Annotated in this window: 12 protein-coding genes; 3 read left to right on the plus strand and 9 right to left on the minus strand. The window is 65.2% G+C overall.

What is annotated here, in order from left to right; all coding sequences use genetic code 11:
• Positions 1-164 precede the first annotated feature (164 nt).
• Positions 165-398 (plus strand): hypothetical protein, encoded by a 234-nt coding sequence (locus QA635_RS04615; RefSeq protein ID WP_283067298.1) that lies wholly within the window; start codon positions 165-167, stop codon positions 396-398.
• Positions 399-675: 277 nt separating this feature from the next.
• On the opposite strand, the gene QA635_RS04620 is transcribed toward QA635_RS04615, so the two are convergent.
• Positions 676-966, minus strand: a complete 291-nt coding sequence (locus QA635_RS04620; RefSeq protein ID WP_283067299.1) for a GIY-YIG nuclease family protein — start codon at positions 964-966, stop codon at positions 676-678.
• Positions 967-1,152: 186 nt separating this feature from the next.
• Here QA635_RS04620 and QA635_RS04625 point away from each other — a divergent pair, with 186 nt between their 5' ends.
• Positions 1,153-1,584 (plus strand): hypothetical protein, encoded by a 432-nt coding sequence (locus QA635_RS04625; RefSeq protein ID WP_016843277.1) that lies wholly within the window; start codon positions 1,153-1,155, stop codon positions 1,582-1,584.
• A 131-nt stretch (positions 1,585-1,715) separates the two neighbouring features.
• On the opposite strand, the gene QA635_RS04630 is transcribed toward QA635_RS04625, so the two are convergent.
• Positions 1,716-2,504: a DUF2865 domain-containing protein gene (locus QA635_RS04630; protein ID WP_283067301.1), complete on the minus strand. Its 789-nt coding sequence runs from the start codon at positions 2,502-2,504 to the stop codon at positions 1,716-1,718.
• 188 nt (positions 2,505-2,692) lie between these two features.
• Complete coding sequence (gene pyrE / locus QA635_RS04635) at positions 2,693-3,256, minus strand: orotate phosphoribosyltransferase (RefSeq protein ID WP_028333809.1); 564 nt, start codon at positions 3,254-3,256, stop codon at positions 2,693-2,695.
• Between the two features lie 214 nt (positions 3,257-3,470).
• Here pyrE and QA635_RS04640 point away from each other — a divergent pair, with 214 nt between their 5' ends.
• The gene (locus tag QA635_RS04640; RefSeq protein ID WP_283067305.1) at positions 3,471-4,097 is read left to right on the plus strand and encodes a glutathione S-transferase family protein; all 627 of its coding nucleotides are present in this window, start codon (positions 3,471-3,473) and stop codon (positions 4,095-4,097) included.
• 163 nt (positions 4,098-4,260) lie between these two features.
• Here QA635_RS04640 and QA635_RS04645 read toward each other — a convergent pair whose 3' ends face one another.
• The 6 genes from QA635_RS04645 to QA635_RS04670 all read right to left on the minus strand — a co-directional run bounded on the left by QA635_RS04645 (position 4,261) and on the right by QA635_RS04670 (position 13,968).
• Positions 4,261-4,896 carry a LysE family translocator gene (locus QA635_RS04645; RefSeq protein WP_028333807.1) on the minus strand — a complete coding sequence of 212 codons (636 nt, stop codon included), beginning with the start codon at positions 4,894-4,896 and terminating at the stop codon, positions 4,261-4,263.
• A gap of 303 nt (positions 4,897-5,199) precedes the next feature.
• Positions 5,200-8,235, minus strand: coding sequence for a DNA polymerase I (gene polA, locus QA635_RS04650; RefSeq protein WP_283067308.1), 3,036 nt, complete (start codon positions 8,233-8,235; stop codon positions 5,200-5,202).
• Positions 8,236-8,458: 223 nt separating this feature from the next.
• Positions 8,459-9,196, minus strand: coding sequence for a response regulator (locus QA635_RS04655; protein ID WP_028333805.1), 738 nt, complete (start codon positions 9,194-9,196; stop codon positions 8,459-8,461).
• Complete coding sequence (locus QA635_RS04660; RefSeq protein ID WP_092078609.1) at positions 9,193-10,941, minus strand: ATP-binding response regulator; 1,749 nt, start codon at positions 10,939-10,941, stop codon at positions 9,193-9,195. The genes QA635_RS04655 and QA635_RS04660 overlap by 4 nt, the downstream gene beginning before the upstream one ends.
• Positions 10,911-12,908, minus strand: coding sequence for a sensor histidine kinase (locus QA635_RS04665; protein ID WP_283071472.1), 1,998 nt, complete (start codon positions 12,906-12,908; stop codon positions 10,911-10,913). Before QA635_RS04665 ends, QA635_RS04660 begins: the two co-directional genes overlap by 31 nt.
• Before the next feature lie 103 nt (positions 12,909-13,011).
• Positions 13,012-13,968, minus strand: coding sequence for a TRAP transporter substrate-binding protein (locus QA635_RS04670; RefSeq protein ID WP_283067312.1), 957 nt, complete (start codon positions 13,966-13,968; stop codon positions 13,012-13,014).
• Between the last annotated feature and the right edge of the window lie 51 nt (positions 13,969-14,019).

Here is a 14,019-nt window from a genome sequence, read left to right on the forward strand (position 1 = left end):
CTTGCATGGCAATCGAAACCGTCAGGGACGATGCCATACACAGCGCTGCCGTGATTTTATGCAAGGACCGGGCCGCTTCGGGAACCTTCCGGACCAGCCGTCATGGGTGCTACGATGGCGCTGCAGAAGCCGGGGTTTCGCGACAATTGACCGGAGGATGCGTGATGAGACTCTTGATCGAGATCGCGGCCGCGGCGTTGCTCGTGGTGTGCATCACGGCGACCAGCGCAGCCGATGCGGCGGGCAGACCGGGCCGCAGCGCCGACGGCCTGAGTTGCGGCTTCAGCGTGGCGCAGAACGCATCGCCCGCCGCGCGCTGTACCGCCATCAAGCGGCAATGCGGCGGCAAGTTCTACGCAAATGCCTGCGGCGACAAGCTGCTCTCGGCAGCGAATTGAGCGGCCGCGCAACGCGCTTTCACGCGGGATCCGAAACACCGTGGTGATACGGATTTCCAAGGCTTAACGGGTTCTTTACATACACAGCTGTCGCCCGTGGGGCGGGCACATTTTTCAGCTCCGACGCATTTCATTCCGAAGCCATTTTTCAACGGGCCGCTGACCTGGTCAGCGGCCCGAATGGCTTTTGGGGGCGCTGTGTCAGCTTTTTCATGAGGCGAGGGCAGTCACCGCAATTCGTCGCCCCGGCGAAGGCCGGGGCCCATAACCACAGCCGTCAGAGAAGATGGGACAGGTCGCCCCACTCCGGATTGTCTTTCTCGATCAGGCGAATCTTCCAGTCGCGGCGCCATTCCTTCAGCGCTTTTTCCCGTGCGATCGCTTCCTGCGGTGTGGCGTAGACCTCCACGTAAACCAGTCGCGTGACGCCGTATTTCTTGACGAACTGTGAGCCGTGTCCAGAGCGGTGAAGCGTAAGCCGATTGCAAAGATCGTTGCTGACGCCGACGTAGAGTGTCCCATGGGGGCGGCTCGCGAGAATGTAGACGTAATAGACTGCGGCATTCATTTCGGGGCACCGATCACGTGAGATGTCCGATAGCGGTGGTTATGGGCCCCGGCCTTCGCCGGGGCGACGTCTACTGATAGCATCAGAACGAATTAAGAACACTTTAGCAAGTCTTTGATATATCATTGTGATTCGGCGGCTGCGCCGACACAATATCTATGGTCTTTCAGTCTCTGCGAGGACTACATGTCCACCATCGCCTTCGATCAATTCGCCCTGACCCGGATTGCCGATTTCGCGCGGTCGCTGTCGCGGCTGCACCAGGCCTCGCGGCGCCAGCCGATCGACGACGACCAGCTCGATCGCGAGTTCAACGCGGTCTGCATGTCGATCTGGGGCTACACCACGGACGATTTCAGCGACGAGCTGTTCTCGGACGAGGATCACGCCTGGCTCGACTCGCTCGATGAAGCGCATGCGCGGATCTTCGCCGGCGAGCAGGGTTATGATCTCGTCGACGATCACGGCATGCTGACGGACTGGTGGGGCTATTGCTGGATGATCCTCGCCGAGAAGCGCGGCATCCTCAATCCGGAGAACCGCGCGGCCGCGCGGGCCGCGATCGAGGAGAAATACATGGCCGCGCCGAACGTAATCGGCGTGATCGTGGCGCGGTAGCAGTCTTCGTCATTGCGAGCGTTAGCGAAGCAATCCATCGTCCCCAGCGGAAGCATGGATTGCTTCGTCGCTTCAGCGCAAAATTGCTTCGCAATTTTGTCGCGAGCTCCTCGCAATGACGGCTCGCGCCGTCAGTTCGCTTCGGCCCGCTTCGCGGGCTTTGCGGCGTTGCCCTTCGGCACAACAGCCGACGGCGCGACATCGCTTCTGGTTTCCGGCAGCGGCGCGTCGCCCGCGATCTCGGCGCTGACAGGGGCGACCTTCATTTCGCCGAGCCGCGCGCGGACCGCCGAGGTCAATCCGGGATAGGAGGCGACCGGCGTGAAGTCGAACGACTGCTCGTTGCCGACGCGGATGCCGGTGTAGGCGACGAGGCCGTCGGTGGTCGCGATCACGTCGCCGGCGCGCAGCGAGGCATCGAGCGCGAGGTCGACCGGCGCGAGCCCCGCCGGGTCGCGGCCGTTGCAGGTGCAGTCGGCGCGCAACGCCTTGCGATAGGCGAAGGCATTCTCGCTGTCGGCGTAGCGTTCGCCGGCGGTCGATGCGGCGCTGTCGATATGGCTGCCGTAATAGACCTTGGTCGCGCTCGCCGGACAGAACGCCTGGCAGAGCTGCGCCGGCGTGGCGTTGCCGCGCATCGTCAGCGGAAAATATTTGCCGTCGCAGCTGCGCACGCAATACGCCGGTCCGGAACCGGCCACCCGCGGCGCCGAAATGGGGGCGGACGGTTGCCGTTCAGCCTGCTGGTTGAGGCCGAACGGATCGGCGAAGAAATTGGCCTGCGGCGGCGCCTGCCGGCTCTGCTGCTTCTGGGAACCGCCGAAGAAGAAGTCGAACAGCCCTTCGGCCGAGACAGGCGCGGGCGCCACCAGGACGGAACCCGCAAAGGCTGCGGCGGCCAGTATCACGCGGCGCCGCATGCGCCGATCACTCAACTCTGTACGCAACGCCAACTCCACCCGACGCGCCACGGCGACAAGCTGCCCTGGCGGCTTCACCATAGTGCGGGATGGTAAACGAGCGATTGATTTGGGGTGACGGCGTCACACGAAGGCGAGGTCACGCGAACCGCCCCCTTCACCTCGCCCCGCTTGCGGGGAGAGGGAGGTCAGCCCTTCAGGAACTCGCCCGCCTTGTACAGCGCGCGGAACGGCAAGCCGGCTTCGGCAAACGTCTCGGTCGCGCCTTCCTCGCGGTCGACCATGGTGAAGACCAGCGCGATCTCGCCGCCGGCCTCGCGCACGGCTTCCACCGCCTTCAGCGCCGAGCCGCCCGTCGTGGTGACGTCCTCGACGATCACGATCCGCTTGCCCGCAAGACTCTCACCCTTGGCCAGCCCTTCGACGGAAAGCTTCGCGCCGTGCTCCTTTGGCTTCTTGCGCACGAAGAACGCCGCGATCGGGTGGCCCTTCAGCCAGGACAGTTGCGCGATGGCGCCGGCGAGCGGCACCGCGCCCATCTCGAGCCCGCCGACGAAATCGAGCTTGTCGTCCTTCAGCGCTTCATAGGTGAGCTCGGCGAGCAGCGCCGCGCCCTCGGGATCGAGCATCGTCGGCTTCAGGTTGAAATAGAAGTCGCTCTTGCGGCCCGACGCCAGCGTGATCTCGCCGCGGCCGAACGAACGCTTGCGGATGATCTCGGCGAGGCGGGCGCGGGAGGCTGATTTGGACAAAGACTTTTTCCCTTGAGGGTTTGAGGCGGGCGGCAATCTATCCACGCTTACCGGCACATTCCAGCGTGGAAATTCCGCCGTCAACAGTGCCCAAGCCGCGATTTCCGCGGGCGTGCTTTCCGGAAAGCGCGGTTGTGCGGCCGTTCCGTTCCCCGTAAGCAGGCGCCAAACACTCGGCCAAACACTTGCCCAAACACTTGCACGGGAAGCGGAAATGACCATCGAGCTGCACACCTGGAACACCCCCAACGGCCGCAAGATCTCGGTGGCGCTGGAGGAAATGGGGCTGCCCTACAAGGTGATCCCGGTGAACATCAGCAAGGGCGAGCAGATGGCGCCCGCTTTCCTCGCGATCAGTCCGAACAACAAGATCCCCGCGATCGTCGATCCGGATGGGCCGGGCGGCAAGCCGGTCAGCATCTTCGAGTCCGGCGCGATCCTGCTCTATCTCGGCGAGAAGACCGGCAAGTTCCTGCCGAAGCCGCTGGCGGAGCGGATCCCGGTCTATGAGTGGCTGATGTGGCAGATGGGCGGCTTCGGCCCGATGCCGGGCCAGGTGCACCATTTCATCGCGCTGGAGAACGAGCAGGACCGCGCCTACGGCCTGAAGCGCTACATGGCCGAGACGCGGCGACTCTACGGCGTGCTCGATCGCCGGCTTGATGGGCGCGAATTCGTCGCCGGCGATCTCTCGGTCGCCGATTTCGCCATCCTCGGCTGGGCCTGGCGCCATCCGCGCCACAAGGTCGACCTGGCCGACTTCCCCAACGTCAAGCGCTGGTACGAGACGCTGATGGCCCGTCCGGCGACGAAGCGGGGAATGGAAGCAAAGCTGGATTGAGGGGCAGTCCGCGCCTTCTTCCTTCTCCCCTTGTGGGAGAAGGTGGCGCGAAGCGCCGGATGAGGGGTTGTCTCCGCGAGTGAATTCGTGGAGAGAGACCCCTCACCCGGCTTCGATGCGAAGCATCGAAGCCACCCTCTCCCACAGGGGGAGAGGGTACTCGCTAGGCCCGCCGCGCCTCGAGCGCCATCTTCATCGCCAGCCCCGCCAGTACCGTGCCCATCAGCCAGCGCTGCACCAGGAGCCAGGTCGGGCGGGTGCCGAGGAACACCGCGATCGAACCGGCGGCCAGCGCGATCATCGCGTTGACGCTGACGCTGATCACGATCTGGATCGAGCCGAGCGCGAGCGACTGCGTCAGCACGCTGCCGCCGGCGGGATCGATGAACTGCGGCAGCAGCGCCAGATAAAGCATCGCGATCTTCGGGTTCAGAAGATTGGTGACGAAGCCCATCGCGAACAATTTGCGCGGACCGTCGACCTTCAGCGCCTTGACCTGGAACGGCGAGCGGCCGCCGGGCCTCACGGCCTGCCAAGCCAGCCAGAGCAGATAGCCGGCGCCGGCAAAGCGCAGCGCGTCATAGGCGTAGGGAATCGCAAACAGCAGTGCGGTGATGCCGAACGCCGCGCACAGCATGTAGAACACGAATCCGAGCGCCACGCCTCCGAGCGAGACGATGCCGGCCGCGGGCCCCTGCGTGATCGAGCGCGAGATCAGATAGATCATGTTCGGTCCCGGCGTCAGCACCATGCCAAGGCAGATGAGCGCAAAGCCGAGCAAAGCGGATGTGTGGGGCATGACGGGTCTCGCGAGGGATGCGCGCACTTCTAGCGTGTCGTCCGTCGCGCGGCCATCTCGGAATTGCTCTCGGAGCAATGTCGCGGCGGCGGCGGTGCGCTCCCTCGCCCCGCTCTCTTGTCCGCCGAAGCCCTTCCTCGGGCGAAGGCGGATGCGGGGTCGAGACGAGCGAAGCTCGCTCTTGGAGGGTTGGGGTGAGGGGTTCTCTCAACGTGCAAGGACCGAGGTGAGACCTGTACCCCCTCACCCGGATCGCAAGAGCGATCCGACCTCTCCCGGCAAGCGGGGAGAGGTGAGGAAGCGCTAATGCGCCTCGTCCCAATTGTTCGCGGCGCGGGCGTCGACCTGCAGCGGCAGCGACAGGATCACCGCCGGGAACGGTGCGTCCTGCATCACCTTCTGCACCACCGGCAGCGTCGCCGCGACCTCGTCGTCGGGCACCTCGAAGATCAGTTCGTCATGCACCTGCAAGAGCATCTGCGCCGAGAGCTTCTTCTCGGTGAGCGCGTCCTCGACGCGGATCATGGCGCGGCGGATGATGTCGGCCGCGGTGCCCTGCAGGCGCGCGTTGATGGCGGCGCGTTCGTTGAAGGCGCGCACCGAGGCGTTGGAGGCCTTGATGTCGGGGTAGTAGCACTTGCGCCCGAACAGCGTCGTCACATAGCCGTTGCGGCGGCAGAAATCCTTGGTCTCGTCCATATAGGCGCGGATGCCCGGGAAGCGCTCGAAGTATTTCTTGATGTAGGCCGAGGCCTCCTCGCGCGCGATGCCGAGCTGGTTGGCGAGGCCGAACGCCGAGATGCCGTAGATGATGCCGAAATTGATCGCCTTGGCGCGGCGGCGCACCTCGCTCGGCATGTCCTTGATCGGCACGCCGAACATTTCGGAGGCGGTCATGGCGTGAATGTCGAGCCCGTCGCGGAATGCCTGGCGCAGCACCGGCACGTCGGCGATCTCGGCGAGCAGCCGCAACTCGATCTGTGAGTAGTCGGCCGACACCAGCTTGTGGCCCGGCGTCGCGATGAAGGCGCGGCGGATCTTGCGGCCGTCCTCGGTGCGAACAGGGATGTTCTGCAGATTTGGCTCGTTCGACGACAGCCGGCCCGTGGTGGTCGCGGCCAGCGCGTAGGTGGTGTGGACGCGATGGGTCTGCGGATTGACGTAGGTCGGCAGCGCGTCGGTATAGGTCGATTTCAGCTTCGAGACCTGGCGCCACTCCAGGATTTTCTTCGGGAATTCGTGGCCTTGCTCGGCGAGCTCGTCGAGCACCTGCGCGGTGGTCGACCACGCGCCGGTCTTGGTCTTGCTGCCGCCGGGCAATCCCATCTTGCCGAAGATGATGTCGCCGATCTGCTTCGGGCTGCCGACATTGACCGGCTCGCCGGCGATCTCCTGGATCTCGGCCTCGACGCGTGCTGCGGTCTGGGCGAAATCGCCCGACAGCCGCGACAGCACCTGGCGATCGATCGAGATGCCGCGCCGCTCCATCCGCGCCAGCACCGAGACCAGCGGCCGTTCCAGCGTCTCGTACACCGTCGTCATCCGCTCGGCGACGAGACGCGGCTTCAGCACCCGCCACAGCCGCAGGATCACGTCGGCGCTTTCGGCCGCATATTCGCTGGCCTTGTCGATCGTGACCTGATCGAAGGTCAGCTTGCCCTTGCCGCTGCCGACGAGGCCGCCGTAGTTAACGACGGCGTGCCCGAACCAGCGCTCGGCAAGCGCCTCCAGCGCATGCGAGCCGCGGCCCGCATCGAGCGCGTAGGACATCAGCTGCGCATCGTCGATGTTGCGCAGCGTGATTCCGTGCTGCGCCAGCATCACCGAGGTGAACTTGACGTCGAAGCCGACCTTCTGGATGCCGACGGACTCCAGCAGCGGCTTCAGCGCCGCCAGCGCCTCGGCCGTCTTGATCTGGCCGGGTGCGAGGCCGGCATCGAACAGGCCCGCGCCACCGCCGGCCTGCCTGTGGCTGAGCGGGACGTAACACGCATCGTTTGGCGCCAGCGCCAGCGCAAGGCCGGCGAGCTCGCCCTGCATCGGGTCGATCGATTCCGACATCGCCTCGATCGCGACATAGCCGGTGTCGGGCACGCGGGCGATGAAGGCGTTGAGCTGATCGAGGCTGCCGATCGCCTGATACGTCTTGCGGTCGAAGCCAATTTTCCGGATCGCCTCGCCACGGGCCTCGGCCAGCGTCGCCGGCGTGCCCTTCAGGTTTGAATTCTTGTCGTCACGCGCACCGGTCGGCTTGGCTTTCGGCAGCGGTGCCGCAGATGTCGGGGCGTCTCCGGGCGCCGGCGTCACATCGGATGGCGGCAATGGCGAGAACACGCTCGCGCCGCTCTTGTTGCCGGGATCAGCATCGACATTGGCCGGGTCGATCTGCGCGTAGTCGGCGACGCGGCGGGTGAGGGTGGTGAACTCCATCGCCTTGAGGAAGGCGATCAGCCGGCGCGAGTCGGGCTCGTTCACGGCGAGGTCGTCGAGCGGCACTTCGAGCTCGACCTTGTCGTCGAGCAGCACCAGCTGGCGCGAGATGCGCGCCTTCTCGGCGTTCTCCAGCAGCGCCTCGCGCCGCTTCGGCTGCTTGATCTCGCCGGCGCGGAACAGCAGCTGATCGAGATCGCCATATTCGATGATCAGCTGCGCGGCGGTCTTGATGCCGATGCCGGGCACGCCGGGCACGTTGTCGGTGGAATCGCCGGCCAGCGCCTGCACCTCGACCACCTTCTCCGGCGGCACGCCGAATTTCTCGATCACCTCGTCGCGGCCGATGCGGCGATCCTTCATCGTGTCGTACATCACGACCTTGTCGTTGACGAGCTGCATCAGATCCTTGTCCGATGACACGATCGTCGTGGTCGCGCCGCGCTCGCTGGCGAGCCGCGCATAGGTCGCGATCAGATCGTCGGCCTCGAAACCGACCTGCTCGAGGCAGGGCAGTTCGAAGGCGCGCACCGCCTCGCGGATCAGCGCGAATTGCGGGATCAAATCGTCGGGCGCCGGAGGCCGGTGCGCCTTGTAGTCGGGGTAGAGCTTGTTGCGGAACGTGATCTCCGACTTGTCGAACACGATCGCCAGATGCGTCGGCCGGTTGTCCTCGGGCATGTCGCGGAGCAGCTTCCACAGCATGTTGCAGAAGCCGAGCACGGCGTTGACCTGCAGCCCGTCGGATTTGCGGTTCAGCGGCGGCAGCGCGTGGTAGGCGCGGAAGATGTAGGACGAGCCGTCGACCAGGAAGACATGGTCGCCCTTCGCCGTGGCCTTGGCGGCAACGGGCTTGGGGTCGGTCTTCGATGCGGGCTTGGCGGGGGCTTTGGAGGCTGTTTTCGGCATGGCCGAAACTTAGGGATTTTTGCGCGGATTGACAGCCTTTGTGTCGCTGAATCCGCCCGTGCCACACAACGATTTGTCGTCCTGGCGAAAGCCAGGACCCATTACCCCAAATGATCGTTGTTTGAACCCGCTGTGGGTGCAGCCTACCCAACCCGGGCAGTCGTGGTTATGGGTCCTGGCTTTCGCCAGGACGACATTGAGAGGCGGGACGGCCTTCGCAGCGCTACGCCTTGTCGCCAGTCGGCGAGAACAGGTAGCCGCCGCCGCGGATGGTCCGGATCACCGACGGCTTGGTCGGGTCGAATTCGATCTTGCGGCGGATGCGCATGATGCGCAGGTCGACGGCGCGGTCGAAGGCTTCCGCGTCACGCGCATTGGCGAGTTCCAGCAGCCGCTCGCGCGACAGCACCCGCTTCGGGTTGGCCGCGAACACCTTCAGGAGGCCGAATTCGGACGCCGTCAACGGATGCTCGTTGCCCTCGTCGTCGCGCAGCGCCTGGGCCTCGAGATCGAGCCATTTGGTACCGAACCGAACCAGCTGCTCCTTTTCGGCCTTCGCGCTCGCCGGTTCCGGCGCGGCCGCTTTCGCCGGCCCGCTTCGCCGCAGCACCGAGCGGATGCGCGCCATCAGCTCGCGCAATTCGCAGGGCTTTGCCACGTAGTCGTCGGCGCCGAGCTCCAGCCCAACCACGCGGTCGATCGGGCTGGCAGTAGCTGTCAGCATGATGACGGGGACGTTGATCTTGCTCTTGAGGTCGCGAATGATCGACAGCCCGTCTTCCTCGGGCATGTTGAGGTCCAGCACCACGAGATCGGGCGTGCAGCCCTCGATCTCCTTGCGCAGGCTCTTGCCGCCGTCGCACAGCGTCACGCCGAAGCCGTGCATCTTGAGGTAATCGCCGACCATTTCGCGGGCGGGCGCCTCATCGTCCACGATGAAGATATGCGGGTTCTGGCTCATGATGTCTCTGTCGCCGGCAGTGTAACCGTAAAGGTCGACCCCTGTCCGGGGCCCGGGCTCTGCGCGGTCACATGGCCGCCATGCATGTCGATGATGCGCTTGACGATGGAAAGGCCGAGCCCGGTCGAGCTTTCGCCCGCGGTCGGCTTGGCCGACAGCCGCTGGAACCGGCCGAACAGCCGGCCGAGATCCTCCGGGCTGAGGCCGGGGCCCTGGTCGGCGATCCGGATCACGGTGTCGTCGCCCTCATGGCTGACCGTGACCGTGATCTTGCCGCCGATCGGCGAATACTTGATGGCGTTGCTGACGAGGTTGTCGATCGCCTCGCGGATCCGGTCGGCGTCGCACATCGTGACGAACTGCTGCGGCCCCGAGACCGAGATGCTCTGCTGCTTGTTGACGGCCGAGGGCAAATTCGCCTCGGTGACCTCGTTGACGAGGGCCGCGACGTCGACCGGCTCGCGGCGGATGGTGATGTCGAAGGCATCGGCCATCGCGTCCGAGATCAGATGGTCGACCATCGAGGTCAGCCGCTTGGTCGCGTCCCTTATGTGCTCGACCTGCGACGTGACGTTTTCCTTCGGCGAGCCGGCGCCGATCAGCTCGGTCAGCATCTCGGTGCGGCCGAGGATCACGCCGAGCGGGTTCTTCAGATCGTGAGCGACGGTGCCGAGGATCTCGTTCTTGAAGCCGTTGGCGCGCTGCAGCCGCAGCCACTGCGCCGAGAGCCGCCGGTTGGCCTGCATCAGCGCGCGGGTGCGCTGCGCGACGCGGTCCTCGAGCTGGGTGTTGGCCTCGTGCAGCTGCTGGTAGAGGATCACATTGTCGAACGCGATCGACAGCCGGCTCGAGAAGATCTCGACCAGCGCACGGTCGGTGTCGGAGAGCTGGCGCTCGGCCTGCAGCAGCACCACGACCTCGCGGCCGCTGCCGGTGCGCGAATAGAGCACGCTGCGGTGGTCGGCGAACTCGTTCTTGCGGCGCTGGAATGCTTCCTCCACCATGTGCCGCAGATCCGGATCGAGCGCCTTTGACGAGGTGGTGCCGATGAAGCGGCTGTAGCAGCCCGAGCAGGCCAGCACCGAGAAATCGGCCGCCGCCGAATTGCCGTCGTCGCGCAGCACCAGAATGCCGGCGCAGTCGACGTTGAGCAGCGAGGCGAGCTGGGTCAGCACGCCCTCGGCCAGCCGCTGCATCGACTTGAAATCGTACAGCGTCGAGGCCGCGTCGATGATGATCTCGAGCCCGCGCCGTGTCTGCACCATGCGCTCGAGCTGCTGGTAGCTGCGCAGCGCGGCCGTCAGCGACGTGAACAGCTTGTCGGCGGTGAGCTCGGTCTTCGCCTTGTAGTCGTTGATGTCGTATTGCACGATGACGCGCCGTTCCGGCGCCTGGCCGGGCTGGCCGGTGCGCAGGATGATGCGCACGGTCTCGTTCTTGATCTCGTTGCGGATGAACTCGACGAGCTCGAGGCCGGCGACGTCGGTCTCCATGATGACGTCGAGCAGCACGGCTGCGATGTCGGGGTTGTCCCGCATCAGCGTGCGGCCTTCGGCCGCAGAGTAGGCGGAGAGGATCTCCAGCGTCGAACCGTTCAGGTTGTAGTCGCTCAGCGCGAAGCGGGTGCCTTCATGGACGGCGTGATCGTCGTCGATAACGGCGATCTTCCATTTGCGGGCCGACGAGTCCTCCTGGGGGCTCTCGGTATCGTCGATCAGTTGGAGGACATCGTCCTGTTCGGCCATTGACTGGTTCCGTCGGCTGCTGCGTCAGCGATCGTGGGCTCGCCCTTGGCAGCCCCCTTGGCGATCCTGGGCATGATAATGCGAAAAGTGGTGCCTTGTCCTACCCTTGACTCCAGCATCATGCGTCCACCGAGCTGCTGGGTGACGAGGTTATAGACGATGTGGAGGCCAAGGCCCGTACCACCTTCGTTGCGGCGCGTCGTAAAGAACGGGTCGAACGCCTGCCGCTGCACGTCCGGCGTCATGCCAGCCCCGTCGTCTGCGAAGATGATCTCAACATCGTCGGCGCCGCGCCCGCGCGCCGAGATGGTGATGGTGCCGGAGCGGCCATCGGCAAAGGCATGATTGACGGCGTTGAGGAAAAGATTGGTTAAGATCTGCCCATAGGCGCCGGGATAGCCGTCGATCAGCAGTCCCTCGGGCACATCGACCGACAGCGCGATCGCGGCCTTCTTCAGCACTGGCCGCAGGCTCGCCACGATCTGGTCGGTGGATTCGCTCAAGGCGAACTGGCGGCGTTCGGCATGCGAGCGGTCGACGGCAACCTGCTTGAACGACTGGATCAGCTCGCCGGCGCGCGTCAGGTTCGAGACCAGTTGCTGCGATGCATCACGCGAGGCGCGCACGAACTCGTCGAGCCTGGAGCGGCGCAGCGGCTCGGTCTTCAAATCGTTCTCGAACATCTCGCTGCGGCGGGCGAAGCTCGAGGCCACCGTCAGGCTGATGCCGATCGGGTTGTTGACCTCGTGGGCGACGCCGGCAACGAGGCCGCCGAGCGCGGCGAGGCGTTCGGCATCGATCAGGTTCTGCTGCGCGGTGTTGAGCTCGAGCAGCGCGCTTTCGGCCTCCTCCTTGGCGGTGCGCAGCTCGTCCTCGGTCTTGCGCTTGGCGATCGCGTTTTCGCGGAACACTTCGACCGCACGGGCCATGGCGCCGACCTCGTCCTTGGCCGAGGTGCCCTGCACCGGCCGGTCGAGGTCCCCCGAGGTGATAGTGCGCATCGCGGCCATGATCTGCGCCAGCGGCAGGCGGATCGACAGCGCGATCATGACGCCGGCCGACATGATTACGCCGAGGAAGATCACGGCGATCGACAGCACCCGGCGCGAGATCGAGGTCAGCGTCTTGTCAAACGTCTCCTGCGCCTTCTGCTCGCGCTGGCGCATCTTCACCGAGAGATCGTCGATCGCGCCGATCGCATCCGCCTGGCTGGCGTCGATCGAGTTGCGCAGCAGATCGGTGCGGTTGGTGAGCTGCTCGCTGAGCTTGCCGAGCCCGTCGCGCAGCTCGGCGGTCTTGACCTTCAGCCGCGCCAGCGCCATGCGCTGCAGATCGTTTTCGGCCAGATCGGTCATGACGGGAATCGTCCGCTCGATCGTATCGATGTTGCGGCGGGCTTCCTCGGCCGACGAGGAGGCAAGCGAGAGGTAGTAGGCGTTGGCGGCGACCAGCAGCGAGGTGAACGCTTCGCGCGACTTGCCGAGCGCGGGCCAGATCAGTGCATCGCGATGGCCGGTCGCGCCCTCGATGATCGAATAGAGTCCGGCCATGTCCTTGGTCGGCGACAGCACCTGCTCGTCATAGGTCTTGCTGATCCTGGTCTGCACGGTGCGCAGTTCGCCGAAGCCGTCGAGGAAGCGGCTGGTGACGCGCTCCAGCTGCTCGACCGAGCCTGACAGCATCGGGTCGGTCGAGGCCCGGTTGGTCAGCGTGCCGAGCACGGCCTCGCGGAGCAGCAGGATTTCGGCGAACAGGTCCGGGCTCGGCTGATTGATGTAGCGATGGATCAGGTTCTGCAGACGGCTGGTCTCGCTTTCGAGCTTGGCCAGGATCTTGTCGGATTCCCGCACCTGGCGGACATCCTCCCAGGCCGAGCCGAGCACCTTCGAGCCGTTCCAGATCAGCACCGCCAGCACGATCACGACCGCGGAGTTGAGCAGGGCGATCGAAAGGATGCGCCAGCGGATCGGGACCGCACGCAGCAACTGGACGATGCGGAAACGGCCCTGCGGCCCGAAGGCCGCCCGCCGTCGCTTCGTCCCGTCCTGCTCTGGTGCGTCCAAGATCCGGTTACTCCATGTTGCGGATGCGTTCGATCAGCGCTGATATCGCAGGATCGCGCTCGGCCTCGGCGTAGATGCCGGCCATTGCAGCTTCGAACGGCTTGCGGTCGATGTCGGTCACGACCTTGACGCCGGCGAGCTCCGCCTGCCTGCGCGAGCGCTCCTCGAGCTCGCGCCATCTCTCGCGCATGTAGGCGCTGGAGCGTTGCGCGGCCTCGCGGAAGATCGCCTGCTCCTCCGGCGAGAGGCTGGCCCAGGCCTTTTGCGACATCAGCAGCACGTCCGGACTGAAAGTGTGCCGGGTCAGCGTGTAGTAGCCGGCATATTTGTAGTGACCGGTGGTGACGAAGGACGCCCAATTGTTCTCGGCGCCGTCGATCAGCCCGGTGGCGAATCCGGTCAGCACCTGGCCGTAGGGCATCTGGACCGGCTGGGCGCCGAGCGCACGCACCATGTCCGACATCCGTTCGGATTGCTGCACGCGCACCCGCAGTCCCTTGAGGTCGTCGAGCGAACGCACCGGGCGTACGCTGTTATAGATCGAGCGGGCGCCGGAATCGTAGAAGGCCAGCCCGACGAAGCCGTGATCCCCGAGACTGCTCAGGATCTCGCTGCCGATCGGTCCATCCAGCACGGTTTGCAGGTGTTCGGGCGATCGAAACAGGAACGGCATTGCCAGCACGTTGACCGACGGCACCATTGTCCCGATCAGCGCGACATTGGTCCGGTTCAAATCGATGGCGCCGGCCCGGGTCTGCTCCAGCGTCTCCTTCTCCTCACCGAGCTGGCGGGAATGGAAGACCACGATGCGGTGCCGGCCGGCGGTGCGTTCGGCGATCAGGCGGTCCATGTAATTCAGCGCCTGGACGGTCGGATAGTCCTCATTCTGGGTATCGGCGGTCCGGAATTCGCGCGCGAAAGCGCTCGCCGGGACCGCTGCCCATGACAGCGCGACGGCAAGCATCGTTATCCGCGAAAGGCCGGCGCGGCGGTACACAGGCTACTATTCCCCTTG

The sequence above is a fragment of the Bradyrhizobium brasilense genome, from assembly GCF_029714345.1.
In the GTDB taxonomy this organism is placed as follows: Bacteria; Pseudomonadota; Alphaproteobacteria; order Rhizobiales; family Xanthobacteraceae; genus Bradyrhizobium; species Bradyrhizobium australafricanum.

Excerpts from the sequence above, each read along its gene's own strand:
- QA635_RS04615 (WP_283067298.1), top strand. The coding sequence starts at position 165 with ATGAGACTCTTGATCGAGATCGCGGCCGCGGCGTTGCTCGTGGTGTGC.
- QA635_RS04620 (WP_283067299.1), bottom strand. The coding sequence starts at position 966 with ATGAATGCCGCAGTCTATTACGTCTACATTCTCGCGAGCCGCCCCCAT.
- QA635_RS04625 (WP_016843277.1), top strand. The coding sequence starts at position 1,153 with ATGTCCACCATCGCCTTCGATCAATTCGCCCTGACCCGGATTGCCGAT.
- QA635_RS04630 (WP_283067301.1), bottom strand. The coding sequence starts at position 2,504 with ATGCGGCGCCGCGTGATACTGGCCGCCGCAGCCTTTGCGGGTTCCGTC.
- QA635_RS04640 (WP_283067305.1), top strand. The coding sequence starts at position 3,471 with ATGACCATCGAGCTGCACACCTGGAACACCCCCAACGGCCGCAAGATC.
- QA635_RS04645 (WP_028333807.1), bottom strand. The coding sequence starts at position 4,896 with ATGCCCCACACATCCGCTTTGCTCGGCTTTGCGCTCATCTGCCTTGGC.
- polA (WP_283067308.1), bottom strand. The coding sequence starts at position 8,235 with ATGCCGAAAACAGCCTCCAAAGCCCCCGCCAAGCCCGCATCGAAGACC.
- QA635_RS04655 (WP_028333805.1), bottom strand. The coding sequence starts at position 9,196 with ATGAGCCAGAACCCGCATATCTTCATCGTGGACGATGAGGCGCCCGCC.
- QA635_RS04660 (WP_092078609.1), bottom strand. The coding sequence starts at position 10,941 with ATGGCCGAACAGGACGATGTCCTCCAACTGATCGACGATACCGAGAGC.
- QA635_RS04670 (WP_283067312.1), bottom strand. The coding sequence starts at position 13,968 with ATGCTTGCCGTCGCGCTGTCATGGGCAGCGGTCCCGGCGAGCGCTTTC.